The sequence below is a fragment of the Succinimonas amylolytica DSM 2873 genome (assembly GCF_000378405.1).
Lineage (GTDB): Bacteria > Pseudomonadota > Gammaproteobacteria > Enterobacterales > Succinivibrionaceae > Succinimonas > Succinimonas amylolytica.
Genome location: NZ_KB899636.1, coordinates 734,830 through 760,641, shown reverse-complemented (window position 1 = coordinate 760,641; position 25,812 = coordinate 734,830). Strand labels below are relative to the sequence as shown.

Annotated in this window: 32 protein-coding genes and 1 pseudogene; 7 read left to right on the top strand and 26 right to left on the bottom strand. The window is 46.8% G+C overall.

Annotated elements, in window-relative coordinates:
- Window positions 1-29 precede the first annotated feature (29 nt).
- The 16 genes from F557_RS0103400 to F557_RS18635 form a co-directional block, all read right to left on the bottom strand.
- A complete protein-coding gene (locus tag F557_RS0103400) occupies window positions 30-1,724 on the bottom strand; it encodes an AAA family ATPase (protein ID WP_019000855.1) in 1,695 nt (564 codons plus the stop codon).
- Window positions 1,725-2,107: 383 nt separating this feature from the next.
- Window positions 2,108-2,413 (bottom strand): hypothetical protein, encoded by a 306-nt coding sequence (locus tag F557_RS0103390; RefSeq protein WP_019000853.1) that lies wholly within the window; start codon window positions 2,411-2,413, stop codon window positions 2,108-2,110.
- Between the two features lie 2 nt (window positions 2,414-2,415).
- The gene (locus tag F557_RS0103385; RefSeq protein ID WP_019000852.1) at window positions 2,416-2,904 is read right to left on the bottom strand and encodes a hypothetical protein; all 489 of its coding nucleotides are present in this window, start codon (window positions 2,902-2,904) and stop codon (window positions 2,416-2,418) included.
- A gap of 12 nt (window positions 2,905-2,916) precedes the next feature.
- Entirely contained in the window at window positions 2,917-3,609 is a 693-nt protein-coding gene (locus F557_RS0103380) for a hypothetical protein (protein WP_019000851.1), read from the bottom strand.
- Window positions 3,606-3,980, bottom strand: coding sequence for a hypothetical protein (locus F557_RS0103375; protein WP_019000850.1), 375 nt, complete (start codon window positions 3,978-3,980; stop codon window positions 3,606-3,608). The genes F557_RS0103380 and F557_RS0103375 overlap by 4 nt, the downstream gene beginning before the upstream one ends.
- Window positions 3,977-4,312 (bottom strand): phage head closure protein, encoded by a 336-nt coding sequence (locus F557_RS0103370; protein ID WP_019000849.1) that lies wholly within the window; start codon window positions 4,310-4,312, stop codon window positions 3,977-3,979. Before F557_RS0103370 ends, F557_RS0103375 begins: the two co-directional genes overlap by 4 nt.
- Entirely contained in the window at window positions 4,312-4,587 is a 276-nt protein-coding gene (locus F557_RS0103365) for a head-tail connector protein (protein ID WP_026297728.1), read from the bottom strand. Before F557_RS0103365 ends, F557_RS0103370 begins: the two co-directional genes overlap by 1 nt.
- Before the next feature lie 68 nt (window positions 4,588-4,655).
- A complete protein-coding gene (locus tag F557_RS0103360; RefSeq protein WP_019000847.1) occupies window positions 4,656-5,858 on the bottom strand; it encodes a phage major capsid protein in 1,203 nt (400 codons plus the stop codon).
- Between the two features lie 8 nt (window positions 5,859-5,866).
- Window positions 5,867-6,604 (bottom strand): head maturation protease, ClpP-related, encoded by a 738-nt coding sequence (locus F557_RS0103355; RefSeq protein WP_019000846.1) that lies wholly within the window; start codon window positions 6,602-6,604, stop codon window positions 5,867-5,869.
- Window positions 6,516-7,835, bottom strand: a complete 1,320-nt coding sequence (locus F557_RS0103350; RefSeq protein ID WP_019000845.1) for a phage portal protein — start codon at window positions 7,833-7,835, stop codon at window positions 6,516-6,518. The genes F557_RS0103355 and F557_RS0103350 overlap by 89 nt, the downstream gene beginning before the upstream one ends.
- Before the next feature lie 8 nt (window positions 7,836-7,843).
- Entirely contained in the window at window positions 7,844-9,451 is a 1,608-nt protein-coding gene (locus F557_RS0103345) for a terminase large subunit (protein WP_019000844.1), read from the bottom strand.
- 80 nt (window positions 9,452-9,531) lie between these two features.
- Window positions 9,532-9,819 carry an Nmad4 family putative nucleotide modification protein gene (locus F557_RS0103340; protein ID WP_019000843.1) on the bottom strand — a complete coding sequence of 96 codons (288 nt, stop codon included), beginning with the start codon at window positions 9,817-9,819 and terminating at the stop codon, window positions 9,532-9,534.
- Between the two features lie 147 nt (window positions 9,820-9,966).
- Window positions 9,967-10,404: a DUF7698 family protein gene (locus tag F557_RS0103335; protein ID WP_019000842.1), complete on the bottom strand. Its 438-nt coding sequence runs from the start codon at window positions 10,402-10,404 to the stop codon at window positions 9,967-9,969.
- A gap of 99 nt (window positions 10,405-10,503) precedes the next feature.
- Window positions 10,504-10,716: a hypothetical protein gene (locus F557_RS0103330; protein WP_019000841.1), complete on the bottom strand. Its 213-nt coding sequence runs from the start codon at window positions 10,714-10,716 to the stop codon at window positions 10,504-10,506.
- A 151-nt stretch (window positions 10,717-10,867) separates the two neighbouring features.
- A complete protein-coding gene (locus tag F557_RS0103325) occupies window positions 10,868-11,332 on the bottom strand; it encodes a gamma-glutamylcyclotransferase family protein (protein ID WP_019000840.1) in 465 nt (154 codons plus the stop codon).
- A gap of 103 nt (window positions 11,333-11,435) precedes the next feature.
- Entirely contained in the window at window positions 11,436-12,020 is a 585-nt protein-coding gene (locus tag F557_RS18635) for an amidoligase family protein (protein WP_084761413.1), read from the bottom strand.
- Between the two features lie 186 nt (window positions 12,021-12,206).
- Here F557_RS18635 and F557_RS0103315 point away from each other — a divergent pair, with 186 nt between their 5' ends.
- From F557_RS0103315 to F557_RS0103295, 6 genes are all read left to right on the top strand, one after another.
- The gene (locus tag F557_RS0103315) at window positions 12,207-13,217 is read left to right on the top strand and encodes a tyrosine-type recombinase/integrase (protein ID WP_044142893.1); all 1,011 of its coding nucleotides are present in this window, start codon (window positions 12,207-12,209) and stop codon (window positions 13,215-13,217) included.
- An 80-nt stretch (window positions 13,218-13,297) separates the two neighbouring features.
- Window positions 13,298-14,599 carry an IS21 family transposase gene (gene istA / locus F557_RS0103310; RefSeq protein WP_245539382.1) on the top strand — a complete coding sequence of 434 codons (1,302 nt, stop codon included), beginning with the start codon at window positions 13,298-13,300 and terminating at the stop codon, window positions 14,597-14,599.
- A complete protein-coding gene (istB, locus tag F557_RS0103305; protein WP_019000836.1) occupies window positions 14,599-15,369 on the top strand; it encodes an IS21-like element helper ATPase IstB in 771 nt (256 codons plus the stop codon). Before istA ends, istB begins: the two co-directional genes overlap by 1 nt.
- A 46-nt stretch (window positions 15,370-15,415) precedes the next feature.
- Window positions 15,416-15,631: a tyrosine-type recombinase/integrase gene (locus F557_RS23610; protein WP_425425332.1), complete on the top strand. Its 216-nt coding sequence runs from the start codon at window positions 15,416-15,418 to the stop codon at window positions 15,629-15,631.
- The gene (locus tag F557_RS0103300) at window positions 15,631-16,611 is read left to right on the top strand and encodes a tyrosine-type recombinase/integrase (protein ID WP_019000835.1); all 981 of its coding nucleotides are present in this window, start codon (window positions 15,631-15,633) and stop codon (window positions 16,609-16,611) included. The genes F557_RS23610 and F557_RS0103300 overlap by 1 nt, the downstream gene beginning before the upstream one ends.
- Window positions 16,601-17,623 carry a tyrosine-type recombinase/integrase gene (locus tag F557_RS0103295; protein WP_019000834.1) on the top strand — a complete coding sequence of 341 codons (1,023 nt, stop codon included), beginning with the start codon at window positions 16,601-16,603 and terminating at the stop codon, window positions 17,621-17,623. Before F557_RS0103300 ends, F557_RS0103295 begins: the two co-directional genes overlap by 11 nt.
- 29 nt (window positions 17,624-17,652) lie before the next feature.
- Here F557_RS0103295 and F557_RS0103290 read toward each other — a convergent pair whose 3' ends face one another.
- The 10 genes from F557_RS0103290 to F557_RS0103250 form a co-directional block, all read right to left on the bottom strand.
- Window positions 17,653-18,066: an amidoligase family protein gene (locus tag F557_RS0103290; protein WP_019000833.1), complete on the bottom strand. Its 414-nt coding sequence runs from the start codon at window positions 18,064-18,066 to the stop codon at window positions 17,653-17,655.
- A 125-nt stretch (window positions 18,067-18,191) separates the two neighbouring features.
- Complete coding sequence (locus F557_RS21690) at window positions 18,192-18,275, bottom strand: DUF4314 domain-containing protein (RefSeq protein WP_084761578.1); 84 nt, start codon at window positions 18,273-18,275, stop codon at window positions 18,192-18,194.
- Window positions 18,276-18,394: 119 nt separating this feature from the next.
- Window positions 18,395-19,429, bottom strand: a complete 1,035-nt coding sequence (locus F557_RS0103285; protein WP_019000832.1) for a tyrosine-type recombinase/integrase — start codon at window positions 19,427-19,429, stop codon at window positions 18,395-18,397.
- Window positions 19,419-20,417 (bottom strand): tyrosine-type recombinase/integrase, encoded by a 999-nt coding sequence (locus F557_RS21685; protein WP_084761410.1) that lies wholly within the window; start codon window positions 20,415-20,417, stop codon window positions 19,419-19,421. Before F557_RS21685 ends, F557_RS0103285 begins: the two co-directional genes overlap by 11 nt.
- On the bottom strand, window positions 20,414-21,637 hold the full coding sequence (locus tag F557_RS0103275; RefSeq protein ID WP_019000830.1) for a site-specific integrase: 1,224 nt from the start codon (window positions 21,635-21,637) through the stop codon (window positions 20,414-20,416). Before F557_RS0103275 ends, F557_RS21685 begins: the two co-directional genes overlap by 4 nt.
- A gap of 137 nt (window positions 21,638-21,774) precedes the next feature.
- A complete protein-coding gene (locus F557_RS21680) occupies window positions 21,775-21,930 on the bottom strand; it encodes a DUF4314 domain-containing protein (protein ID WP_019000829.1) in 156 nt (51 codons plus the stop codon).
- Window positions 21,914-22,597, bottom strand: a complete 684-nt coding sequence (locus tag F557_RS0103265; protein WP_019000828.1) for a hypothetical protein — start codon at window positions 22,595-22,597, stop codon at window positions 21,914-21,916. Before F557_RS0103265 ends, F557_RS21680 begins: the two co-directional genes overlap by 17 nt.
- 195 nt (window positions 22,598-22,792) lie before the next feature.
- Complete coding sequence (locus F557_RS0103260; protein ID WP_245539381.1) at window positions 22,793-24,064, bottom strand: site-specific DNA-methyltransferase; 1,272 nt, start codon at window positions 24,062-24,064, stop codon at window positions 22,793-22,795.
- Window positions 24,064-24,846, bottom strand: a complete 783-nt coding sequence (locus tag F557_RS0103255; RefSeq protein WP_019000826.1) for an S-adenosylmethionine synthetase N-terminal domain-containing protein — start codon at window positions 24,844-24,846, stop codon at window positions 24,064-24,066. Before F557_RS0103255 ends, F557_RS0103260 begins: the two co-directional genes overlap by 1 nt.
- Window positions 24,847-24,858: 12 nt before the next feature.
- The gene (locus tag F557_RS0103250) at window positions 24,859-25,428 is read right to left on the bottom strand and encodes a hypothetical protein (RefSeq protein ID WP_019000825.1); all 570 of its coding nucleotides are present in this window, start codon (window positions 25,426-25,428) and stop codon (window positions 24,859-24,861) included.
- Window positions 25,429-25,548: 120 nt separating this feature from the next.
- On the opposite strand from F557_RS0103250, the pseudogene F557_RS22905 reads away from it, so the two are divergent.
- Window positions 25,549-25,812 (top strand): annotated as a pseudogene (locus F557_RS22905) (hypothetical protein); the annotation flags it as partial.

The following is a 25,812-nucleotide window of genomic DNA, read 5'->3' as shown; positions in this document are numbered from 1 at the left end:
CTTCATGGGAAATGGTTTTGGTTGTGAAATTAGTTATCCAGTTTTTCAATCAGGCACTGGTGATCCTTGGTCTTGGTGCTGAAATTTATTCCGACAAGTATGATATTTCTGTACTGTCCGGCATAGCGTTTGAAATACTCTTTTTCCTTAATCTGCTTAATGGCTTCTTCGGCAGAGTCATCATACTTAAATTCAATCAGAATAAGAGGCTGTCTCCTTGTTATCGGCTCATACACTAAATCAACACGCCCCTTTCCTGCCTGATCTTCCCGGTGATAGCTGTAATCATCAAGAGTTGACCATAAAAGACCGGTCATCACACAATACGTAAGAGATTCCTCATCATTGTAGTCGAGCAGAGCTACAGCCGGAGAATTGTGAATATCCTGAATAATTGTGGCTACGGTTGTTCCGTCAAGTTCCTTGATAGCTTTGAGCAGGTTTTCTGAACGTCTGATGGTTTCCATTCGTTCATACCAGTTCTGCTCTCTGACAATATCCATCAGCACTGCTTTGATTTCGGCATTCGGAACATAGGCAACTTTACGATATTGATTTTTTGTTTCGGCACATCCAAGGTAACCGAGGCATACCAGAAGACTGAAGACATCATTTTTATCTTTTATGGTTACCATATCATTCTGGAAATTGGCACAGCTGAAAGTAACTTCATCACCTTCGATTAAATTGATGATGTCTTCCTTTATGCCGTCAAAATCCATATTGATCAAACGTACAAATTCCTCATTGGACGAAGTTCCGCTCCAGTAACTGATACATTCATTTCTAGTTACTGCCTTACACACAGAGTTAGGGTTGTAAATATCCACACCTTTGATTTTATAACCCTCGTACCAGCTCTTTAAATCATGATGTGAAACTTTACAATTAGGCGATTTTACAATGTTGGCTACCTCATCTTCCGTAAAACCAAAGTAAGGAGCATAATCCCCAGGAGAGAGCATGTTATATTCATCAAAGCCATTCAATGCTGATTGGGAATTGTATTTTTTGATTGGCAGAATACCGGTGAGATAAGCTAAGGCAAAGCAAGCTTTACCGCCATCAGATTTAAACAGATTTTTTAACAGTTTGATAAATTTCTTCTGCAAAACCTCGTCATCACGGTATTCACGATATACCAGATCCCATTCATCCATAATAAAAATGAATCTGGTATTTAAATCTTGGGTGATTGCAAGTAAAGTTTCCAGAAGTCCCATATTTCCAATTTGATGCTTTTCAAGACATTTTGAAAATTCATTACTCGATTTTAAATCTTTAATTACTGAATACTCGAAATAGTCAACCAGATCATTAACACCTTCGACTTTCTGTTTCTGACCTGAATAACCATCAAACAATCCGTCGATGGTATTCATATCAATGTAAATAACATCATATTTATTGAGATGTTCAGCATAGTTGTCTTTATCAGCAATATGCAGACCGTCAAATATTTTTGTGCCGATATACCCTTTGGAATAATAGGCTAAAAGCATATGGGCCGTTACGGTTTTTCCGAATCTGCGGGGACGGGTTACGGCAAAAAAACGTTTATCTGCATTGATCTTTGCAGACATCTTTTCTATAAAATCCGTTTTATCAACAAATATGTCTTTATCTTTGAAATTAACCAGTGTTTCAAAGCTGTTTTCCATGGTCGGATTCAGAATACTTCCCATGACTTTAACCTCCCCGAACTCAACATCATCGGCTGTCATTTTATCACAGCACTGAATTTTTATCCGTGATACAGGACGGAACTTCCTGTGAACAATTGGCCGTACTATTCATATGTCAGTAATTTAACTAGTATCAACAAATAATTCAACTGTTATCTGATGCCTAATCTGTTGATAAATCGTACATCAATAACGCTACCGTTTGTTCATCATTTGTTTAAACTTCTCAACCTCTCTGGCACAATCGCTCTCCGTCATTCCGGCTTTGTACCTTTCTTTCGGATGAGCCTCATAGTATTCCTCCTGAAAAACCACCGCCCAGTAGTTGAACTCGGTGGTGGGATATTCCAGAACTTCAGAGATTGGGCGGTGGATTTCCCGGGCAATTCTCACCGCCAGTCTGAAAGTAAAACTGCCCCGGATTAGTTTTTTAAGCTGGTCTCGCTGGTGATGTTGAGAGCCGAGAAGGCGTTAACCAAAGCGTTCAGCACCTTGTTCGGCACGGATTCCATAAAGGCATTGAAGTCCTCCGGCTTTTCGGTGAGGTTGCCGTCAGCATCGCAGAGAGACGCATGCATCATCTTGAGAACGCGAAGCTGTAAGTCCTTCTCGTTCTCAAAGTCGATACGAGCCTTGCCCGAAAGTTCACGCAGGTAAAAGTCCACACCGTCAACGGTTACCTTGCTGATTTTAAATTTCAACGATTTAATCTGTTCAAGATAAGACATGGTTAATCTCCTTCATTTTCATTGCTTTGAGCCTGTTCATCATCGGCATTCGACCAGACAACATCTGATGCCTGTCTGCCGGAAACCTTAAGCTGCATAAAGCCGTCAGCAGAGCCGGACATAATCTGATAGCCTAGAAGCTTCAAATCATAGGCAGCTCTGGTACCGTTCGGCCACTGATGGCGGATGCGAACTGTCTGCTGTGCCTCGGCGGCAGCAATGAGAGCCTGCTGGTCGGCGTCATCATCGTAATAGTAGATAGTGAGTTCCTTTTCAGCGGAGTCCTTCAAACCGCCGCAGTAAACTTTTCTGTCATCATCGATGGTGGTGCATTCCACGGATTCTGCAATATCGCCGATATCCCCGAGCTCCTGCGCACCCTTGAGAGGAGTCCAGGTAGCTCCGCCGTCAGTAGAAAACTGGGAATGAGTTCCGCCGAGAAGCACAGGCTCTCTCGGTTCATAATCATAAAGTTCTGTATGTTGTGCCATATGGCTTTTCTCCTATTTCAATAAATCTGCCACCGAGGTTTCAACCTGCTGAACCACGATAGCAACTGCGTTTGTGTCCACTCTGCGCTGAATGGCTTCCATAAAATGACGGGCGGTTATGCCCTTAACCTTTCTGCCGTGCTGGCTTGCTTTTTTCGTAGCTTTAGCCTTAACGGCTAAAAGTTTACTGGTGTTGCGTTCAATCATGCCCTGGTACTTATCCCGCTGTTTCTGTGTTTTGGCAGAGGCGAGATTGAGTCTGGCTCTGTTGATGGCAATCTGGTATTTGTTGGCGATAAGCTGCTGAATGACTTTATTGCCTTCAAGACTTGAGCCTTTGCCGACAGCATGGTCACGGGTACCGGCATTAAGCCAGTGGTTCAGAGTCTTTGGCGGCATATGAGCCTTTTTGCATTCCTTGCTGCCCTTAACCTTGCTCACCGGCAGAAAGTGTATGTATGAAATAATCCGGTTATGGTCAGAGCGAACTCTTGAGGTTTTAATGCCGGATACAGACTTGCGGTAGATTCCGGTATGGGATTTGAAGTGAGTATCGATGTACCCCGTAAGTTCTTCTCTTGCTCCTGTTTCCTTCAGCGCCTCCTTCAGAATCACACGGCTGATTTTAGTCTGCAGTTTCTGCGGCAGACCCTTGAGCTTTTCAGCAAGAATGTCAGCACCGTCTGTATGTACTTCAATCGTCATCGTTCAACAAACTCCATGCTGATGACATTGCCCCAGAATCCGACCTCCGGGTCATACTCCGCAGGCGTGATGCTGTTTACCATAATGAGTCTGAAGTCCTTTGAATATTTCCCGTCAGCGGCATTAACCAGCTTATCCGTCGGAGCGTCACAGGCCTCTGCACTTTGAAACGAGAAGATAAACACCTCAAAGCCGTGATGGGCAATGTGCGCCTCGCCATCAACAGTTCTGCCGGAAAACTCAGTAGCCTGCCGGGTAATCAGAACTCCGGTCTTGATGTTGTTCGGCACCAAATCGAAGTAAGCTTTCAGCCCGGTGAGATCCTCAACGAGAGTCTTAACCTTTGCTTTCATTTCACTGATTGAAATCATGTGGTAAACCTCTGATTTTCATTAAGTCCCGAATAGCTGCAGCCAAGCAGAATTTCTCCCTTATGCCTGTCGGGAGACAGGTTATCGATACCGTAGAACTTGCCGTTCCACTCGATAAGACAGTCATCGGAAAGACCTGCAAGGTAGCGGATCAGAATGGTAATCTGACCGCTCTGTACCTCAACGCCTGAACGCATCTGGTCACGGGTGGTAACCTGTCTCACGTTCGCCCAGACTGACCCCGAAAGCTCATACTCATCAAGCGAGGTCTGATTGCCGTCAGACTTTGGTTCATAAATTCTGATACGTTCATTCATCGTTCCGGTTTCCATCAGAATGCCTCCTTCCTTGAGCCGAACAGCATGGCACGGAGGGAAAGCGTCAATGCCCGGTAGTCAGCCTCGGTGCGATGCTCATACATGTAGTTGACGGCATACATCACCGCGGCTCTGCCGTACTTCGAGTCGTAGAGCACTTTGGTCGAATCCGCTCTCAGCACATCAAGACACAGCCGTTCAGCCGAGTAGATAAGATTCCTGATAAGCGTGTCATCCTCGGTACCGTCAACACGCAGATAGTTCTTCATTTCCTTTAGTGTCATGCTCATAGCTAAACTCCAAAAAAGCCTCCATCAGCAGAATGATGAAGGCATAAAAAAAGCTCCGTTATGGAGCCTTATGGTTTCACGGTCTTACCGCCGGTGATAGTTAAAATCTGTACCGCCTCCGGCAAGATCAGCTTGCCGTCCACTCGTTCCTTGGCCACAAAGCCAATCATGCCGTTGCCTGCAAAGAGCTCTCTAAGTTCAGAGAATGAACGGGTACCGCGGTCACCGATGTTGTAGTAGTTGTAGTCACCAAAGGCAATCTTGCCTTCAGGACAGAACGGTGAGGTATACACGTCGTAGCCTAAGAGCTTGTCCGGCTCTCCGGAAGTCAGTGCCGGCTGCCAGAGGTACATGCCGTTGTTGTCCTTGAGCTGTCTGATTGCAGCCACGGTCTTGTCATGCATAATGAAAGATGCTGACTTGCGGTACGGTCTCTTTAATGCATACACAAGCTGCATGATGTGATCTGCGTTAACTGAGGCGGCAGAAAGTGCGGCAGTACCGCCACCTGTTTCAGCAAAGAGACCGAGTGGCTGACCACGACCGGTACCGTTAAGGAAGGCATCCTCTTCCGCATTGGCCAGAGCCTTGCCGAACTCGGTAATGATGTATTTTTCCAAATCGAAAGCAGCATCGTAGAGGAGTTCCTCGGTTACCTTGATGGCAACATGCAGTTTGTGGGCATCAAGTAAAATCTGAGCAAAGGTTGCATCACCGAAAGACAATGCACCGCCTTCTTCAATCCATGCGGCGGCAGGCTTGGTGGCGGCAATGTTAATCTTGTGTTCGCCGGAGGTGGTGATTACATTACCGAGAGTTCGCATGATGTTTTCTTCTTCAAGTACACCAATGAGTCTATCGTCGTATTCTTCCGGAACAAGGTAACCACCGTCAGCATCCACACCTTCCTGCAGAACATTGGATACCTGCTTGAAGTTGGTTCTGAGAGCCTTGAGCATGCCGTTCTTATACTCATCAGAGGCACGGCCGCGCTTTACCGCAGAGTCAGTAGCAGAAGAGCCAACGGCAGCAGATGGCTTTGAGGTGATGGGAGTGTTTACCGGACGGGAAAGTTCGGCATCAAGAGCATCACGGCGTTCAAGTCGGGCGATTTCCCTGCTTAAATCAGTGATGTCCTGCTCCATTCGGGTGTAGGTAGCATCGTCCTCTGCGGTAAGAGTTCCCTTGTCGGTACGACGGGATTCAAGAAAGGCCTTGGCGGCATTCCATGCGGTTGCTCGCTTTTCGCGAAGTTCATTTACAGTAGTCATAAATTCTCCTAGTTTCTGATAAGGTTAAGACGCTCCATCAAATCATCCACGGAGCGTTCGTTGGTTTTGGTTTCAGTTGGTTTTGCCTCAATGCGACATCGGGCAGAAAGCTTTTCCATCAGTGAATTGGTAACACTAGCCCTTGAGAAAGCTGTAGAGGCAGCCTCCGTCATTTCATTTTCGGAAGACGGTTCTCTCTGCAGAATCTCATCGGCAAATCCAAGTTCCACGGCCTTGTTGGCATTCATCCAGGTTTCCGCATCCATTAGACGGGAAAGCTTGGCTCTGCTCATGCCGGTTTTGATTTCGTATGCATTGATGATTGATTCCTTTACTTCCCCAAGCATGTCGATGGCTTTCTGCATTTCAGCAGTATTGCCAAAGGCAAAGGTCATCGGATTGTGGATCATCAGCATGGAGACCGGTGAGACACACACCCTGGTTCCCGCCATGGCAATCACCGAGGCGGCAGAGGCGGCAATGCCGTCAATCTTCACGGTGACGTTACCGGGATATTCCATCAGCATGTTGTAAATCTGAGCGGCAGCCACACAGTCACCGCCGGGTGAGTTAATCCATACGGTGATGTCTCCTGAACCGCTCATCAGTTCATCTTTGAAAATCTGCGGTGTCACGTCATCGTCAAACCAGCTCTGCTCAGCGATGGTGCCGTTCAGGAACAGGGTTCTTTCCGGGGTCGGAGCGTTTTCCTCCGTCTGATTCTTCCACTTCCAGAACTTCTTCATTGTTGTTCTCCTTGTTTGCAAAAATTCCTGCGTCCTGCAGTTTGGTCATGTTTCCGTTGATGAGATACAGATTTCCACCAAGCTCATCCGGAATGAGATCAAGCTGCTCTAAACTTCTGATATCATTGGCTGACATCCAGCCGTTCTGCCGTGCAATGGCATAACCGTTCATACGGCTCTGGTAATCACCTCGAAGAAGTCCGTCCACATTGAACTTCACGAAATAGTCCGGCTTTTCCTTTTCGGTGAGAAGTGCCCGGTTAAGTGACTGCTCCCAGCGGATAATCCACGGCTCCAGGGTGTATTTCACGAACTCGAGTGACTGCTGTTCGATATTGCTGAAGCTTGATTTCTCAAGGTCTCCAACCATGTGAGGCGGCACTCGGAAGATTCTCGCTATCTCATCAATCTGAAATTTACGGGTCTCAAGGAACTGCGCCTGTTCCGGTGAGATGGAAATCGGCGTGTATTTCATGCCTTCTTCAAGTATTGCCACCTTGTGGGCATTACTGCCGGAAAAGCCTTTATTCCAGCTTTCGCGGATTGATTCAGGATTTTTCACCGTTCCCGGAAACTCCAGAATGCCTCCCGGTGTTGCACCGTTGGCAAAAAACTTTGCTCCGTATTCTTCGGTGGCAATCGAAAGACCTATGGCATTTTTTGCCATGGCTATCGGCGAGTAACCGACAAGTCCGTCAAAGCCTAAGCCCGGTACATGCAGCACCTCGGACGGCCTTAAAGTCACAGAGCCGCTTTTCCCTGTATGAGCATCCGAGTCCTGCATCTGATACTGATAAATAATCTGACCGTTTGAGTCCCGGTCAACCGTCATGCGGTTAGGCATTAAGGGATACAGTCCGATGATTTCGCCTTTGCCGTTTCGGATAATCTGAGCGTAGGCATTGCCCCAGAGGAGCAGGTGCGTCATCAGCGTTTCTCGGAACACAAATGAGGTCATTTCCGGATTCGGCTCATCATGCAGAATGCGATACAGCGGATGCTTTACCGCCTTGGCCTTGTTGCCTTCCGATTCATACTGGTAAAGGTGAACCGGCAGACTGGCAATGGACTCTGACAGAATTCTCACGCAGGCATACACCGCGGTCATCTGCATGGCTGAACGTTCATTGACGTGTTTGCCGGAGGTACTGCCTCCCATCATGAATCTGTAGCCGGAGCCGTTGAGACTGTTGGTCGTCTTTCTGGTAAAAAGGCGTTTAAGAAAATTCATGTATGCTCCTAGATAAATAAAATTCCACGTTCATCGTAAACAGACGAGGTATTGTCATTGCCGCATCGAATAGCGCGATCAAGTCCCATGATGGTGGCAATTGCACCGTCAATCTTCTCGGTGGATTTTTCCTTGTCGGCTTTGATGTTGCCTGCGGGATCTGTTCTTATGTAAATGTTGTCCATCATCCAGCGCAAAACCGGATGACCGCCGTGAGCAAGCTTCTGCTCAAGGGTGAGTTTCATGAGTTCCTTGGTAGGCGGAGACATGTCCTTAAAGCCCTGGCCGAAAGGAACTACGGTAAAGCCCATGCCCTCAAGGTTCTGTACCATCTGCACGGCTCCCCAGCGGTCAAAGGCAATTTCCCGGATGTTGTAGCGGGTGCCAAGGTTCTCAATGAACTTTTCAATGTATCCGTAATGCACCACGTTGCCTTCAGTGGTTTCCAGAAATCCCTGTTTATGCCATACGTCGTAAGGTACGTGATCTCGTCTCACTCGAAGCTCCATGGTGTCTTCCGGAATCCAAAAGAACGGCATGATGTAATATTTGTCATCCTCATCATTCGGCGGGAACACCAGCACGAAAGCGGTGATGTCGGTGGTGCTTGATAAGTCGAGACCGCCGTAACATACACGGCCTTCAAGCTCATCAGGATTAACCGCAAAAGAGCAGCCATCCCATTTCTCAAGCGGCATCCAGCGAATGGACTGTTTTACCCATTGGTTGAGGCGGAGCTGTCTGAAGGCGTTCTCCTCACCCGGATTCTGCCTTGCTGATTCGCAGGCAGCCTGTACCTTGTCGATGCCGACGGTGATTCCAAGAGATGGATTAGCCTTTTTCCAGACTTCCGGATCTGTCCAATCATCATCCTCGGCAGCCCCGTAAATTACCGGGTAGAAAGTCGGATCGATCTTTCTGCCCTCAAGGATGTCTTTAGCCTTCTGATGGGTTTCGTAGCAGATGGAATTAGTGTCGGTTCCCGCAGTGGTGATGAGAAAATACAGAGGTTGCATTCGGGCATCGCCGGAGCCCTTGGTCATAACGTCAAAAAGTTTTCTGTCCGGCTGAGTATGCAGTTCATCAAAGACCACGCCATGAATGTTGAATCCGTGCTTTGAGTAGGCTTCCGCAGAAAGAACCTGATAAAAGCTGTTGGTCGGGGTGTAGATGATGCGTTTCTGCGAGGCCAGGATCTTCACTCTTTTGTTCAGAGCCGGACACATCCTCACCATGTCGGCAGCCACATCAAATACGATGGTGGCCTGCTGGCGGTCTGCGGCACAGCCGTAAACCTCGGCTCTTTCCTCGCCATCTCCGCAGGTAAGAAGCAGTGCCACAGCGGCAGCAAGCTCTGATTTTCCTTGCTTCTTGGCTATCTCTATGTACGCCGTATTAAACTGCCGGTAGCCGTTCGGTTTTAAGGTTCCAAACAGATCTCGAATAATCTGCTCCTGCCAGTCGATAAGTTCAAAAGGCTTACCCGCCCATGTTCCCTTGGTGTGGCAGAGAGCCTGAATAAAGTTCACTGCGTAGTCGGCGGCATCCTTGTCATACACGGACTTCTTTGCCTTGAACTTTGTGGGGATGTATTTTTTAAGTTTCCGCATTGCCATCTGCTCACCTCCTTACAGGCATAAAAAAAGACCGCCGAAGCGATCTTTTGGGTATAAAAAAGGAGCCGTTAAGCTCCGTACTAATTGTTGGCGTTCTTCATCGCCCATTCAAGTGCATGGCCTTCATCCATGAAATCTACGCCGCTTACCTCGCGAAGTCCGATCTCAGCCTCGCAGCCGGTGTCTTCGGTGAGGAACTCGTAAACCGCGCCGTAGTAGGAGGGCTTGCCTGCTCCGTTGTAGTAGTGACCTGCCAGGATTACCTTATCACCGAATCTTAAGGTCTTGCTCCAGCGGCATTCCAGATCCTCCGGAGTGGAAGGATTCGGTAATCTGTAGGTTCTTGCTCTTTCTGTCATCTTGCTCATTTTTAAGTCTCCGTTGTTGTTCTCGATGACTGTATATTCGCTCTGTACCGAAGGTATAGCAAGTCAATAAGTGTCTGATTTTGTACTATTTTTTTGAGTTAAAAAGGAGGCCTGTTCCGACCTCCTGCTGTTTAATTCTGTTCGTTCTTAACCCTCAACTCGGAAAAGGTAGCCGTGGGCTTTTTCGTGTTCGTCGCTGTTCCATCCGGTGTAGCGGCTGTTAATCTCAACCAGTCCCTCAAGGGTGCATCCGGCCTCCTTGAAAAGCCATGCGGTTTCCACTGCGTGACTCCATCCGGAGGAAAAGGTGAACCTCTCGATTCCGTTCTGCCTCATGGCTTCAATCAGCTTTGCCGCTTCGTTGTCCCAGACCACTTCGCTGATGTCGAGGTAATCGTTGCCGCTGTCCCGGGAAACTTCGTACTCGTTAAAAAGGCGGCAGGCTTCTCTGCCAAGCTCCTTAAGTTCATCCCAGACTGCCTTGTAGGCGGATCTTGCAGCGTTCTTCTCATCCTCTGTCCTGGCGGCATCGTAGGCGTTCTTTGCATCCCTGATGCGGTTGTAAAAGTTCTCGAAATTGTTCATGTCTGACTCCTTGAAAAATGTACCTTCGTGTTCGTTTTGTTGTGTTTATATTCGCTCTGAAGGTACACTATAGCAAGTCAATAAACCCAGTATTTTCAACTATTTACAAGGTTTTTCAGCGAGCTTTTCATGAATGATTTCGAGAACTTTTTCCTGCTCTTCGGGGGAGATTCCGATGGCTTCAAGTGACTCTCTGGTACCGCAGTCCGGGCAGATTGGAGTATTGTCGTCCTTTCGGGAAAGAGCCGGATGTCCGGTGTAGGTTTTGCCACAGAGCGGGCATACTTTCGGTTCGTTTTTGTCTGTATTCATTCTGAGATCCTTCTGATCTAATTAAATCGTTAAACCCGGCGGTGCGGAAGTTTTGAGGCTTACCGCCATCCGCCTTACGGTGTTCATATTTGCTCTTAACGCACACCTTATCAAGTCAATAAATCCTTTATTTTCAATGATTTATCGCTATCTACTCATCGTGATCAAGACTGATGTTCAAAGCGTCATAAAGGTGGTTTTCGTCAAAGCCGAAGGATTCGTAGCCCTCAAGGCAGATATCCACGTACCGCTGGGAAGGAATGCTGATTTCGCGCTCCTCATGCATGATGTAGATGAAGGCCTTAAGCTTTCTTACCTTGCGATCACTAATGCCGATAACCGGAATTTCCACTTCCGTCTTGTAGTAGAAATTCGGATAGCCTTCGTAGCGGTCAAGGGAAAGTTCATCATCAGCCGTTACCTCCCATACCGCCACAGGAACTTTCGCTCCTTTCTTTGGCTCGATGGTAAGGTAGGCTCCGCTCTTACTTCCCTTAAAGAGAAGCTCAAAATCCGGTATTTCCGATGTGCCTACAACCTTTGCGCCGGGGCAGCGGTAGCTCATCTGGTCAATGTTCAGGTTGCTGCCGTAGGCGATGTAATATCTCTTTGTCATAATCTGTTCCTTTCGTTTTTGTTTGATTCCGGAAGGCTTACCCTTCTACTGCCGAAACCCCACTCAAGGGGCCGGCAGGAGGAGGCTAAGTCCTCGCTGTGGTTTAGGCTCTTCCGAACCGGAAGGCTGCGTTTCCGCTAAGGTTGCGGGTTAAAATCTCGCGGGCTGTTGCGAACTCTTCACCGATGAACCCGAGTCTTAAAAGCCATGTTCTCATCGCGAACTTCGGATTCTCATGCTGCTGCGGCTTAGGGCTTGCGGTTCTGACTTCCTTTGCCATCTCGCTTAAGGCAAGGCAAAGCTGAATGTAAGCCTTAAGGCGTCCTGCGTGAATGCCGTTCTGCTTTCCGTTGGCTGGTGCTTCGAATTCAAAAAGTCTGAACTCGATGGTGTGCTTTGAAAAGGTGGCGTGGTAGTTCAGCATTCTGTATCTTGATCCGTTGTAATGCTGTTCTCTGCCGTAGTTCTCGCCCTGGCTGATGTACCAGATGTCCTCGAGCTCGTCCATGGTCTGCGGCTTTTTCTTGTTGAGTTCCTTAAGGAATCTTGGATCAACCGTTCTGCAGTATCTTGCCATGCGGTGCTGGTCAAGCTTAAGGGCTTCGGCTAAGAGGCTCTCGTGGCTTGCCATGATGTTGGCAAGGTTGCGCAGGGTCTGCGGTGTGTGATCTCCCTGTCCAAGGTGAATATGAACTTTATGTAAAGCTTTACATAAAGTTCATTATGCATCGCCCGGAGTTATAGGAAAGATTTATGTATAACCTCTGATTTTACAAGGATTTTTACCAATCATCATACATAAAAACTTTTCATAATTTCCTATAATTATTTCACAGGCAGTATCTTGGATATATTTGTAGGAGATGTCATCAGTATGAATGCATCATTTGAGGAGCTTACAGGGGCAGTCGATCAACTGCTCCGCACACTGCAGTATGACAGGCATACAATTGCAGCATACCACCGTTTTTGGAACCGTTTATCTCAATTCATGGAACAGGAAAGAATACCTAAATTCAACAGGGAATGTTGGGAACGGTATTGTTACCAAACTTACGATGAACCTTCCAAAGACCGCGCAAAGAGTGATTACCGCCACTGTCGTCGGGCCATCACTGTACTTCTGGAATATCAGTCCAATGGCACTATTTACAGACGGAGATCATGTAAAGACCATTATTTCAGCCAGACATTCCAGCCAGCTATTGGGGAATTCATGGATTTTGTCTCGAAAACAATGACAAGGACTTCACACAGACAGATAAGATCCCGTATGGAATCCTTTCTGTGGTTCCTTGAAAGACATGGCTTCACCAATTATGCAAAACTTAACAAGGATACTATCCTTGAATATTGGAAAACCCGTGCCAATGTCTGCCGCACAACACAGACCTATGATGCCTATGTTTTAAGGAAATTTTTCGATTTCCTATACAAGCACGAATACACCATTGTTGATAATTCTGTTTTTGTGCCAAATGTTAAGGGAACACATAAAGGGCGCATCCCATCATTTTACACGACAGAGGAGATAACAACGCTACTTTCCAATGTTGATCGGGAAAGCCCCATAGGGAAACGGGATTACGCCATTCTACTGTTTGCTGTAAGGTACGGCATGCGCGTCGGAGATATCCGTGATCTCTGTCTGTCCAACATTGACTGGAATAAGTCATCTTTCACATTCTGTCAGGGGAAGACCGGTACAGTGATGACCTTTCCATTGTTAGATGATGTTGCGGCTGCTCTTATTGATTACTTCAAGAATGGCCGACCAGAAACTTCTTGCCGGAACATTTTTGTCCGGCACAATGCCCCTTACGAGGCTTTTGGGCAGGATAACAACCTTCACAACATCATCAATAAATATATGAAGCTTTGTTAAACGATCGCAAAAGTTGACCACCTAAACGAATAAAAGTTGACCACCTATAAATTATGAAACAAATAGATAATGGAGTGGTCATGAAAAGATCTAAAAAACATAAAATATCGGAATATCGTATAAAAGAAAATGGGTATTCCAGAATGTTTGATTCAATATTTCAAAATCAGATCCATGAACTTTCTAAACAAGGAAAGTCTATCAGGGATATAGCCAGAAAATTGGGAATTTCAAGGCAATCTGTTCGTAAATACATGAATGGTATTCAAAAACCAAAGGTACGTGTGCAGGACAGTTTTAATAACTATCTGAAGATCAACAGAGAAACAATTAAAGAGCTGTTTCTCGAGATGAATGGACACTGTGTACCTCTGCTGAGAAAACTTAAGGAATCGTATGATGGCAGTGCGAATTTACGAGGGTTACAGATTTTCTGCAAGCAGTTCAGAAAGGAACTGAAGAATCGTGGCGAATCAATCCCCTGTCGCTATGAAACCCAACCTGGTGATCACCTGCAGATAGATTTTGGAGAACAGGATGTGATGATAGGCGGGAGTAATGTCAGGATTCACTTTTTTGTTAGTGTTCTCGGTTATTCGAGAAGAATTTACGTAAAGGCGTTTACGGCAGAAAATACTGAAGCATGGCTTAATGGTATTGAGAATGCTTTTAGACATTTTGGAGGAGTTCCTCTGGCAATAGTCTCAGATAATACAAAATGTCTGGTTACAGTACATAACGGCAGTGAGCTCAAATTTAATGAAAGGTATACGGCATTCTGCCATTATTGGAATGTTAAGCCTGTCGCGTGTACGCCATATAAACCCCGCTCTAAAGGTAAATGTGAACGTATGGTAAGGTATTTCAAGGAAAATGCACTACCAGGCAGAAACTTTGATTCTCTTGAGGACTTACAGAAGTGGATAGATTTATGGTTGGTGAAATACTCAGACGTAAGGAAACTTTCACTGGTTCATACCTCCGGCATACAAGCTGAAACCCCGGCAGAAAGATTTACACAAAAGGAACGATCTGAACTCAGGACTGTTGACAGAGTATTTTTTACAAACATACGTGAGGAAACCAGAAAGGCAGACAAGTGTGGCCTTATCCGCGTCGAGAACAGATTGTATAAACTACCGGAGCAGTACTCCAATCAAAGCGTATTTATTCAGATAACAGACACAGAAATCATCTTCCACGATGATGATAATAAAGTTATCAGAATAGATAAGGCCACTTCCTTTTATACTGCAAAATTGCAGGAAAAATCAACCATTAAAATTTTTAATGACGTTAGTCCCGATTATGAAACGTGGGGGCAGAACAGCCTGTCACGTTCACTCGATGAGTATGCAAAAGTTACTGGAGGCGCATGGTAATGGCATCTGATAACAATCTTGTTGCTATGGCTGACAGGCTGAATCTGACTTTCTGCAGAGATCACATTGAGGAAATTATCAGTGAAACTACAAACAGCAGAATGAATCCCAGAGAAATATTGCAGTTTGTCTTTAGTCGTGAAATTAGTCGTCGAGAGGAAAACAGAATAAGGATTGGGATTATGGCAGCCCATTTCCCTCGCAAATGCACTCTTGAGGAGTTTGACTTCTCGGTGCAGCCTTGTATCGATACGGCTGTCATCAGAGAACTTAAAACGCTGTCCTGGGCTGGCAGTGGCTCTAATATTCTCTTTCTTGGGCCTCCAGGAGTAGGCAAAACACACCTGGCCATTGGATTCGGTCTGCTAGCCGTAGAACAAGGATACTCAGTACTTTTTAAAACGGCAGAAGCTCTTATCAAAGAACTCTCCGAAGCCCATGAAATGGGAAAGCTTGAACAAAAAATGCAGAAACTTGCTAAGGTTAAAGTCCTCATCATTGATGAATTAGGATACTGTCCCTTCAGTGCAAATGGCTCACATCTTTTGTTTCAGCTGATAAGCAGAAGATATGAATCCAAAAGTACTGTTATAACCAGCAACAGACCTGTCAGTGATTGGGGACTGATACTTGGTGATACAACTGCCGCCACTGCTATTTTAGACAGACTGCTTCATCATTGTAGTGTGCTTACAATCAATGGCGACAGTTACAGATTGCTCGCTGCCAAGAAGGCAAATTTATTGGCAAAAAATGAAAGTTTAAGTTAAAATCGGAGTGGTCAACTTCCGATCGTTTTAGTGGTCAACTTTTTCGATCGTTCTACAGAAGCTTTCCGGATTTACCGATTTTCACCATAGGAAACGCGGGCTGCATTCTCTTCGGCACAGTATTGCCGGAAACATGCTGAACCAGGGGGTGCCAATATCCACGGTGTCAGAAGTTCTCGGACACAGATCTTCTAATACTACGATGATCTATACTAAGATCGGAATTAGTCAGCTCCGGAACTGCGCGTTGGAGGTGGACTGATGGTGCCATACAACAAACCCTTCTTCTCAAGTGGGTACGCTTCACGCCTTTATGAGTTTGTCGAGTCCAAAAGGCTTGAAGGCTATAAATATAACGGAGAGGTAAAAGAATTGCAGAGGCTGGATCGATACTTCCAGACACATGGTGTTACCCCTGCAGATCACCCGGAAGAGACAGTATACAGATGGCTTAGTAAACGCAGTTCTGAGTCTGACAAGACATTTTCGACCAGAAATAGTGTATATCGCCAGTTTTACTCCTATCTGCTGTCTCAAGGTGACGATGTACTTCCCTCACCTCCAAACGCAAGAGAAAAACTGCATGGCAGTGGGTTCACTCCATATATTTTTACACACGATGAAATACGGCGCATATTTGATGCCGCTGACAATTGGCAAGACCAGAGTACATCCTATGTTCGTTGTGCACCTTTACTGTTTCGTCTCCTTTATGGGACGGGGTTGCGAATCAACGAGGCTTTATCACTTACGGTTGGAGATATCTCTCTGAGTCAGAAGGTACTGCTGGTTCGTGAAGCAAAGAATGACAACTCCAGGCTGGTACCGATGTCGCCAAGCCTTTCGAAACGCATGGCTGATTACCTATCCTCGCAAGGGTATTCGGACGAAGAACCTGTTTTCCAGCATAACGAACAGATGCCATTCCGCAGAAACACAGCCTATGACTGGTTTCGAAATACGCTGTGGAAGGCCGGTATACATCACAAGGGACGAGGTAAAGGCCCTCGACTGCATGATATTCGCCATACCTTTGCAGTTCATTCTCTGCAGGCCGCGGTTGAAGCCGGAACAGATCCCAATGCCTTCCTTCCGCTTTTGTGCACCTACCTTGGACACAGGAATCTGTCGGCAACAGAAAGATATCTGAGACTGACAGCAGAAGCATACCCGTTCGTTGTAAAAACCATGGACGGCATCATGGAAAAAATCATACCTGAGGTAGAACGCTATGAAAGATAAAAACTTGCAGTACTATATTTCAAGTTTTCTGACTACCTATCTTGGAGGCGAGCGAGGTTTGTCTGAGAACACATTTATTTCCTACAATTACACATTTCAGCTCCTGGTACCGTTTTTCCACAGCAGAGTAAAGAAGCCTATCAATAAGGTAACAATGGACGAATTTACGTCTGACAACATCAAGGCATTCCTGTCATCACTTGAAGAAAAAGGTTGCTCCGTTTCAACAAGAAACCAACGACTTGCCGCGATCAAGTCGTTCTGCAGGTATGTTCAATCTGATTCCCCTCAGAATCTTTATAACATGCAGCAGATACTTGCGATCCCATCCAAGAAAAAGGAAACGCCTGTCATCCAATACCTGAACGCTGAACAGTTGGGAACGCTCTTGGCAAGGCCGGACAGCAGCAACAAATATGGTTTCAAGGATCTGCTTATACTGACCATCCTTGCGGATACAGGTGTCAGGGTAAGCGAGCTGATAGGTATCCGAGTATGTGACATCAGACTCGGAACACCATCCCAGATCCTTGTGCATGGGAAAGGGAACAAAAATCGATACGTCCCGGTCAGCACCAATACGACAAAACTACTAAGCTTGTATTTCGATAATGAAGGGCTTCAGAATCCAACACAGGCAGGTCGTTTTCTTTTCCTAAACAGGAGTGGAAAACAGTTCACAAGAGCAGGCATAACGTATATTCTCCAAAAATATGCGTCCGAAATCCACGATGAATCACCCATGGATTTCCCAGCCAAGCTCACGCCGCATTGTTTGAGACATACAAAAGCCATGATGATGCTACAGGCAGGACAGAATCTTATTTACATCCGCGATCAGCTTGGGCATGAACACATAAAAACGACTGAAATATATGCCCGTATCGATAGCAAACAGCGTCAGGATGCACTTAAGGCCGCAAATGAACAAATAAAAATACCTGACACAACGCCAATTGAATACCGTAATAACCCTTCACTTCTTGAGTGGCTCAATAAGTACTGTGAGTGAATATTATGGAAAGATTCTAAGAAAATATGCTAGTAAAATGGCAGTTTTTCCAGAATCTTTCCTATAACTCCGGGCGATGCATAATGGATTCCACATCCCCGGGTGGCGTCACTCTTTGCTCCGGCCTTGCGCAGTCTTCTGCAAAGCTCCTGCAGGCTTTCGATGTCGCTGTAGTTCAGGATCGGGGTAACCATTTCGCACTTGTGGGCATCGTCACCGGCGATGCTTACGTCCTTCTGGAACTTCCATTCGCGTCCCTGCGCGTCCCATGCGCTGACCGTGCAGTAGCCGTTGCGGTAGGCGGTATCTTCAACCCTGTGGGTTCCGAAAAACTCTGCGGCAATTCTTGCGGCATCCTTGCGGGTAATGCAGTTCATCTCAACTTCAACTCCGATGGTCTGGTTCTTAAGGTTTTCAATCTGCTTTAAGGTTTTTTCTTTCATTTTTGTGCCTTCTTTTTGGTTAATGTTTGTTCGTTTTGTTGTGTGTATATTCACTCTGAAGGCACACTATAGCAACTTAATAATCGATTATATTTCGATATTTATTTTGTATATAAATCATTGATTTACTTGCTATTTTTGACGATTCTACATACGTCTTCTCCGAAAGCTAAACCTAGACTTGAGCCGTTCTGCCAGCACACATGAATCGTTCCGTTATGAAAAGCTTCTCATAACGGGAGTTATGGATAGATGAATATTATGGAAAGTATTATCGTCAGATACACAGAAACACTGGTGTCTTTTCGATAATGCTTTCCATAAAACTTTAGCTTTCACACAGCTTTTTCAAGAATGCCATGAGGTCATTGTCATCATTCCAAGAGGTTTTCGGGACATTGGAATCTTCAATGGCGGCGGAATAAGCTGCATCAAGCGCCTCACGCTTGCTTTTTCCATCTGCTTTCGCATATACCTCAGTTGTTTTCACGCTTTCATGGCCAAGGAAGTCACGGATGTATATTATCGCAACCCCGGCCTGAAGCAGATGCATTGCCTTTGAATGCCTCATACAATGGGGCGAAAACTTATCAGGAATTAGTTCCGGGTGTTCTGCCCTTGCTGCTTCCACATATTTTTTGAGTATGTAGGCCACGCCAGCCCTGGTCAGCTGCTTGCCTGTGCGATTGGTAAAAAGAAGCTTGTCCTTGTTTTCAACGCTGTTCAGACCTGTCTGTAGCAGGTAAGACGCAATCAGATCTGCCGTTTTGCTGGACAGCGGCACAATTCTGTCCTTTGCGCCTTTTCCGTGAAGCACAATGGTGGCAGGGTGTTCCGTCCGAATGTCACCGATCCTGATCTTTGTGACCTCGGTAACGCGGGCAGCGCTATCATAAAGGATTGTGAGCATGAGGGCATCCCTGTAACCGGACTTGCGCTTCATATCCGGCTGGTTAAGGACGCAGGAGACACCATCAACGCTCATGTAATTGACAACCGCTTCAGATTGTTTCTTCATCTTGATTCCGACAACCATGCTGGACGTGTCAAGGTACTCGGGAAAAGAGTATCCGATATATCTGAAAAAACACTTTATAGCGGCAAGGCGCTGGTTCCTTGTGGATACGGATTTTCCTTCGTCCTCAAGCTTCTTAAGAAAGCCGAGCACTACATCCTTGGATACGTCGGAAACGACAAGCTTATCCGGGGATTTACCAAGAGTTTCTTTGCAATAAACAAGCAGTTGCTTGAACGTGTCCAGGTACGATGCAATGGTGGCTTCTGAGTACCCGCGTTCTCCCGGAAGATACACCTGGAAAAACCTTGTGGTGATATAAGAAAAAGAAGTTTCTCTATTCTTCATAACACACAACCTCCGGAATAGCCCTGGCACAAACTTTATCGGCACGTTCCAGAAAATCCGGAAAGACCTCTGCTGTCAAACGCAGATAGTATTCGGTCGAGGTAATCTTTCCGTGTCCAAGGTAAACCATAAGCCCCGTCAGGGATGTATAGATATCCTTCCCCTGTTCGACATTCTGCTGAAGGGCATGCACTGCAAATGTGTGCCGGAGGTCATGTACCCTCGGTCCTCTTCCCTTCCCCTGGTGTGTGATCCCCGCAATCCAAAGGATCTGGCGGAACTTGTCATACACTGTACGCTGGGAGTAGCATTCACCTTTTGCGTTTGGGAAAAACCATCCATCGGCAGCAACGCCGATGAAGTTCGCATTGTCCTTGTAGTAGCCCTTCAGGTACTGCAGCAGCGAGTCAGAAACTGGAATCTTTCTGTCTTTGCCGAACTTGCCCGCATGGACAAAAATGAAGCCGTTTTCAAGATCGACATCTTTCACCCGAAGGGCAAGCGCTTCCGCAATGCGAAGACCGCATCCGTAGAGAGTCCTGATGACTGCCGGAAAAACAGCACTGAAACGGGATTTCCCGTAACTCTCAGGCATAGAGTCGGCGGCAGCAAAGATATTTTTTACTTCTCCCCTCGTGTAGATATAGGGAACGTATCTTTTCTGTCGCCCCGCATACCCAGGAGTTGGCCGCCATGTGACTTTCCCGCCATTGGCTGAAAAATGCCGAGCAAAGCACCACAACACTGATATCCGGCTTGCCCTTGTTTCCGGTTTTTCCCCAGCTTTTGTGAGCAGCCAGTTTTCTGCAAGTTCTGTAGTCAGGGCTGCGTCTTCGAGGCCTATGGATAAGCAATACCGGTCAAACTGACGGAGCGTGTTTCCAGGGAGTGTTACCTTCTCCCCAAGAGCTTCCTTTATTGCAAGATACTCACGAATCGAAGGTGCAAACACACTATTGAATTCATATACAGGTTTGTGGGGCATCATACCGGCACCTCCAAAGCACAGGCTTTCAGCTGCGGAACGTCGAGCTGGGCATAAAGCGTTGTCACGTTCAGCTCAGAATGTCCAAGTATGCCGGAGATAGTAGTCAGCGAGACACCTTGCTGGATAAGGTCGCTGGCAAGGCTGTATCTCAGCATATGGAAGCTGCACCGCTTTTCGGTTCCCGCCTTCCATACGCCCGCCGAGAGCGCATACTGCCTAAGCATATGCTGCATTGTCTCCCCCCTCGCAAACGCCTTGTACGGATGCGTATGGCACAGGAAAACGCTGTCACATTCCACTTCCGGTCTCCCGTTTTTAAGGTAATCGATCAGTGCCCATCCGACATCAGGCAGTATGTCCAGCGTCAGGGGCTTGCCGGTTTTCTGCTGTGTTATGCTGATGCGGTTGTTTTCAAAGTCAAGTTCGCTGAGCTTAAGGGATACGATATCGCTGATACGAAGCCCGTATCTTGCACCTAGCAGAACCATCGCATAATTGCGCTTTCCCAGCGCATTGCCCCTGTCTATGTTTGAGAGAATTTTAGAAACCTCATCGGCTGTATAGTATTCCGGGACGCGCCGATCTTTGTAGACAGTTATCTCCGGGAGAACGAACGCCTTTTCAGTATATCCGTGCTTGTTGGCAAAGTTGAGGAACTTTGATAAAGCGCGTGTGATACCTGCAATATACGATTTGGAAAGCCCTGCGAGTGTTTTCAGGTATATGTTTATAATGTCATTATTGAGTGCTTTGAAATCAGAAACTCCATGGTTCACAAAAAAAGTTGTCGCTCTAAATAGATGCATCTTGTAATTGTAAAGTGTTCCAGGAGCAAGATTGGTCTCAATCAATGATTCCATAAATTTGTTCCCCACATCATTGAATCCCGCGGGAATTTCATATTCACCTTTTGGCTGGCGCTTGGCGATTGTCCCTGATATCTGATATTCAAGCAAAAGCATTACAGCCCGTCTTGTAACCGACTTGAAGCTCTTGTAGTTCGATCCATACGGATCAATGTCATAATGTTCGCGCAGAAGTCTGAAACCCAGTTCTTTTGAGAAATATGTTTCTCCTTCTTTCAATGCCAGTTTTTTTAGTGCTCTCCATGCCTGCCTGAGATGTCGAAGCGTGTTGGCAGTGTATCCGAGATTTACCAAATGTTCATCTAATTTGGTAATTAAATCGGCCATGGGTAAATTAACAGCATAAGCGTCCATTTGGATACCTCCTGATCTATGATAGCTATTTGCTACCATAAATTATAGGAGATTATGGAAAGAAAAACAGTCTGATAATTTAAGAATATTTCCAGTAAAATAGAGGGTTGCGCAGTTTTACTTTCCATAATATTCAGCTATCCATAAGTTGCAACATCGTCGACATGCATAACGGTTCCGAGAGTTCCCGGAGGAGGTGCATGCTCGTCATTCATGTGTACCAGTTCAACTACGGTACCCTTGGGAAATTCCCTGCGGAGGTGCTCAACAATTTCTCTACTCGGAAACTTCATCGTGAACCTCCTTTGGCTCTTCCTTCACCGTCTTGAAGGCTGAACTGCCGTCAAGGTTGGAAAGCAGAATTTTGCGGCTCTGTTTGAACTCCTCCCCGATAAAGCCTAGTCGGAGCAGAAAACATCTGAAAGCGTACTTCTCGTTGTTTACTTCCCTGACCTTTGCCGTGACTCGTTTCTGCTCGGTGCTCATTTTGCAGATGGCGGCAATGAACTGGGTGTAGGCCATGGTATGGTCAGGAGCTGGATCAATGAACCACGGGAAGGAAACCCTGTCCTCATGAATTTCAAAGGCCAGGTTGTCAATTCCGAGTGCCTTACGGATGAGCGCTCCCTTGGCATCAAGAAGCTTCTGCAGGTTTCCGGTGTTTACCTTGTCGGCTGGCATTTCAATGGTGAGGATATTCGGTTCTGGAACTTTAATCTCTTTGTCTTCGGACTTGTCGGCGGTTCCTTCAAAGCCTGCCTCGGCAAGTTCGTTTAAAAGCTCCCCGGCATCAATCTTGTCATCGTAAACCAGAGCTCCTTCAGCGGTTACCGTGAAGTCTCCAATCACAAAATTGGTGGTCGGCATGCCCTGGTATTCAGCCTTGATTCCGGTAATCCTTGAGATAGCCTTGACCAGCTCCTTGCGCTCTGCGCCCTTGAGGTTAAAATCGATCTTCATCGTTATGTCTCCGTATTTGTGTTCGTTTTCGTTAGGGACATATTTGCTCTGTCAAAACACTATATCAAGTCAATTTATGGAACTTTAACAACTATATTTAGTGTTACTTGATTACCATCAACTAATGTTTTTCAGCATGCTGAGCAATACAGAAAATGAGTCCCGGAACCATCAAAGAGGCTGCCGAGGGTTAATTTACTCACCGCCATCAGTCTGCTCCTCCGGTATTTCCACTTCGGCGTAATTTAATTTCACACCGTCGCGGATTACGAATACATCATCAGCGCTGCCCTGCCTTGCCTGAATGTATCTCTTCACCGCAACGTCCACGAACTTAGGTTCAATCTCCACGCCGTAGCAGATACGTTCGGTCTGCTCGCAGGCAATGAGCGTTGAGGCTGAGCCGAGGAATCCGTCAAGGACAATGCCGTTGGTCTGGGTGGAAAGCTTAACGAGGTAGGCAATCAGCGGTACCGGCTTGCTGCTCGGATGCCCGAAGCCGTCCTCCTTCGAGTTTCTGATCCCATCAAACTCAAACACCACTGTCTGTTTCTGATCGCCGTACCACTTGTGGGTTCCGTCTTTGCGCCAGCCGTAGATGATTGGCTCCATGTTGTACTTCCAGTCGGTTCTCGAAAGCGGGAACCTCGGCTTTTTCCAAATCAGACCGGCACCAACCTTGAACCCTGCATCCTCAAAGGCATCATAGAAAATGCGGGACTTGGAGGTGGCGTAGAACTCGTAGAAGGACGCATCCTTTGCCATGCTGTTTTTGAAGTTGGCAAAGACATTCATCAGAAACTCATAGGCTGACTTGTCATCAAGATTGTCGTTTCTGATTTTGCCGGAGGCATTCTGCAAATCCACAAAGTACGGAGCATCGGTGCAGACAAGGTTTACCTTCACGTCCCCGAGCAGATTCTGATAGGTTTTCGGCAGAGTAGAATCACCACAGATTACGGTGTGTCTGCCAAGGTGCCAAACGTCTCCGGTTTTGGAGAAGCAAGGTTTCTGCAGCTCAGCCTCCACATCGAAATCATCCTCTTCGCCCTCGGCATCGGTGGCAAAAAGCTCTGCCAGCTCATCTTCGGAAAACCCCGTCATGGAGAGGTCAAAACCTAAGTCCTGTAATTCCTGCATTTCCACGGCCAAGAGTTCTTCATCCCATCCAGCATCAAGAGCCATGCGGTTGTCCGCCAGAATGTATGCCTTCTTCTGAGCCTCGGTAAGGTGGTCGGCAAAGACACACGGCACTTCGGGAATGTTCTCAGCTTTTGCCGCCTGTATTCTTCCGTGCCCGGCGAGGACGTTAAAGTCCCGGTCGATGATCACCGGATTCACAAAACCGAACTCACGCAGAGAGGAACGGAGTTTCATAATCTGCTCCGGTGAATGCGTACGTGCATTGTTCACATAAGGGATCAGCTTATCGGTGCTGACCAGCTGAAATTCTGTAGTTGTTTTCATCAGAAAAGCCCCCATTCCGCAAACTTCTCAAAACCGCCTAACGAGGCGATGTGGTTCCAGGCAATGTCCATCAGTTCGCTGTAGGAGTGACCGTCAATCACCTCATCCCCGATGGCACAGCTGAGTTCTACAGTCTCGCCTGTTTCCTTCGCCTTCAGAAAAGTGTAGATGTTCAAAGTCACATCTGCCTTTGACAAATCCTTGCCGTGCAGTCCCCCACCGGTTACCGAATCAGCCATGTCACTGCCTAGCTTGCGGTTGGTGGCTCCCGTATCTGCATCCGTGCCGCCTGTCCAGTCACCCAGAGGATTAACCTCGGCATGAGGGTACTGTTTCAGAATGGACTCCCTGTCTGCGTTGCTCTGGCAGATGATGAGACGTTCATCATCGAGGATGTATTTGCCGTCTGTCGGGAACTGCTCGTAAAGCTCACGGGCAATGCTGGAGAGCATCGCCTGCTCAACATTGAGCGGAACTCCCCTGAATATGCCGTTGTCTCCGCAGCGGAAAGTCCCCTTCTGGTTGTCAGCAAGATGTCTGTCCTGCGGAACAATCTGAATATCCGGCTCAACCTTTCCGGCAATGCGGAAGATGGCTGCCCTGATTTTGTCTTCAGAAACTTCTGTATCAGTTTCGATAATCACATGGCATCTGCCGTGACCGATCAGCACCTCAACCGCAATTCGGGGATTGAGTTCCTGCGCATAGGCGATGTCCACAATGGCACCGGCAATGCGATCTGCTATTTTGTCCGGATGGGACGGGTTCACTTTCTCAATCATGTCTTAAATTCCTTAATTCTTCCTTGAACGGAGCAGACGCTCCATCATGTCATCAGCCGGATTCGATGCTCCCGCCGCATCCGCAGAGCAGTTTTCCTTCACGATGCTGTAAATCTGAAACCAGAGCTGGCTGGTCTGTTTCTGATAGCTGTGGCTCATGGCCACAAAGGGACTCTGAATCACCGAGCTCGGGCATGTCGGGTGCTTGCCGCACAGACCGAATTTGGTAACTGCCTGTTCGCACTGTTTCCATCTGGCAAATGCCACCGAATACTGCTCGATGAGTTCAGAACTCACCAGACGGTCACAGCCGAGTCCGGCAAGCCATCTGTAGGTTTTAGTGTAGGTTTCGGCAGCGCCGAGCGGTTTCCCGTCTCGCTGGAGTTCCGAGAGATATTCATCCGGTTTAGGAATGTCCACTCCCTCCGGATCTTCACCGTCATCTGATGTGATGTCCGGTATGTCGATCTTCGTTATGTCGCGGTGTCCGAGATTGCCCTCGAGGAGTTTTTCCAGGAGAGCCTTTGGCTTACGTCCGGCACCCACTCGGGCACCGCCGCGGTTGGTTCCGTCTTTGGCCATTAAAAATCCTGTATTAGGTCTTAAACCTTCTTTTTATGGCTTCGGGGATTCTTGACAAAAGTGCTGGTGAATCCGTACCATATCGCACACAAAAATCGGGATGTGCTGAAGGAATTTGCAATGGAAGCGAAGATCACAAATAACAATCTTCCTGCTAATCAGCACGATACTGATACTTCCAAACTGGACAACCTTTATTCGTTAATCGAAAAACTTACATCAACCATTCAAGAGCAGACCTCAACCATTCAAGAGCAGACCTCAACCATTCAAGAGCAGACCTCAACCATTCAGAAGCAGACTTCAACCATTCAGAAGCAGACTTCAACCATTCAGAAGCAGACTGAAGCCTTTCAAAATCAAGCCAAAAAAGTTGAAGAACAG

Coding starts and splice junctions, on each gene's coding strand:
- F557_RS0103330 (WP_019000841.1), bottom strand. CDS start 10,716: ATGAATACAGACAAAAACGAACCGAAAGTATGCCCGCTCTGTGGCAAA.
- F557_RS0103340 (WP_019000843.1), bottom strand. CDS start 9,819: ATGAGCAAGATGACAGAAAGAGCAAGAACCTACAGATTACCGAATCCT.
- F557_RS21685 (WP_084761410.1), bottom strand. CDS start 20,417: ATGATGCCCCACAAACCTGTATATGAATTCAATAGTGTGTTTGCACCT.
- F557_RS0103325 (WP_019000840.1), bottom strand. CDS start 11,332: ATGACAAAGAGATATTACATCGCCTACGGCAGCAACCTGAACATTGAC.
- F557_RS0103400 (WP_019000855.1), bottom strand. CDS start 1,724: ATGACAGCCGATGATGTTGAGTTCGGGGAGGTTAAAGTCATGGGAAGT.
- F557_RS0103300 (WP_019000835.1), top strand. CDS start 15,631: ATGGTGCCATACAACAAACCCTTCTTCTCAAGTGGGTACGCTTCACGC.
- F557_RS0103365 (WP_026297728.1), bottom strand. CDS start 4,587: ATGAGCATGACACTAAAGGAAATGAAGAACTATCTGCGTGTTGACGGT.
- F557_RS0103390 (WP_019000853.1), bottom strand. CDS start 2,413: ATGTCTTATCTTGAACAGATTAAATCGTTGAAATTTAAAATCAGCAAG.
- F557_RS0103250 (WP_019000825.1), bottom strand. CDS start 25,428: ATGGCCAAAGACGGAACCAACCGCGGCGGTGCCCGAGTGGGTGCCGGA.
- F557_RS0103360 (WP_019000847.1), bottom strand. CDS start 5,858: ATGACTACTGTAAATGAACTTCGCGAAAAGCGAGCAACCGCATGGAAT.
- F557_RS21680 (WP_019000829.1), bottom strand. CDS start 21,930: ATGAAGTTTCCGAGTAGAGAAATTGTTGAGCACCTCCGCAGGGAATTT.
- F557_RS0103290 (WP_019000833.1), bottom strand. CDS start 18,066: ATGAAAGAAAAAACCTTAAAGCAGATTGAAAACCTTAAGAACCAGACC.
- F557_RS0103385 (WP_019000852.1), bottom strand. CDS start 2,904: ATGGCACAACATACAGAACTTTATGATTATGAACCGAGAGAGCCTGTG.
- F557_RS0103335 (WP_019000842.1), bottom strand. CDS start 10,404: ATGAACAATTTCGAGAACTTTTACAACCGCATCAGGGATGCAAAGAAC.
- F557_RS0103260 (WP_245539381.1), bottom strand. CDS start 24,064: ATGAAAACAACTACAGAATTTCAGCTGGTCAGCACCGATAAGCTGATC.
- F557_RS0103355 (WP_019000846.1), bottom strand. CDS start 6,604: ATGAAGAAGTTCTGGAAGTGGAAGAATCAGACGGAGGAAAACGCTCCG.
- F557_RS0103295 (WP_019000834.1), top strand. CDS start 16,601: ATGAAAGATAAAAACTTGCAGTACTATATTTCAAGTTTTCTGACTACC.
- F557_RS0103370 (WP_019000849.1), bottom strand. CDS start 4,312: ATGGAAACCGGAACGATGAATGAACGTATCAGAATTTATGAACCAAAG.
- istB (WP_019000836.1), top strand. CDS start 14,599: ATGGCATCTGATAACAATCTTGTTGCTATGGCTGACAGGCTGAATCTG.
- F557_RS0103315 (WP_044142893.1), top strand. CDS start 12,207: ATGAATGCATCATTTGAGGAGCTTACAGGGGCAGTCGATCAACTGCTC.
- F557_RS0103380 (WP_019000851.1), bottom strand. CDS start 3,609: ATGACGATTGAAGTACATACAGACGGTGCTGACATTCTTGCTGAAAAG.
- F557_RS0103350 (WP_019000845.1), bottom strand. CDS start 7,835: ATGAATTTTCTTAAACGCCTTTTTACCAGAAAGACGACCAACAGTCTC.
- F557_RS0103265 (WP_019000828.1), bottom strand. CDS start 22,597: ATGAAGATCGATTTTAACCTCAAGGGCGCAGAGCGCAAGGAGCTGGTC.
- F557_RS0103255 (WP_019000826.1), bottom strand. CDS start 24,846: ATGATTGAGAAAGTGAACCCGTCCCATCCGGACAAAATAGCAGATCGC.
- istA (WP_245539382.1), top strand. CDS start 13,298: ATGAAAAGATCTAAAAAACATAAAATATCGGAATATCGTATAAAAGAA.
- F557_RS0103375 (WP_019000850.1), bottom strand. CDS start 3,980: ATGATTTCAATCAGTGAAATGAAAGCAAAGGTTAAGACTCTCGTTGAG.
- F557_RS0103345 (WP_019000844.1), bottom strand. CDS start 9,451: ATGGCAATGCGGAAACTTAAAAAATACATCCCCACAAAGTTCAAGGCA.
- F557_RS0103285 (WP_019000832.1), bottom strand. CDS start 19,429: ATGAAGAATAGAGAAACTTCTTTTTCTTATATCACCACAAGGTTTTTC.
- F557_RS0103275 (WP_019000830.1), bottom strand. CDS start 21,637: ATGGACGCTTATGCTGTTAATTTACCCATGGCCGATTTAATTACCAAA.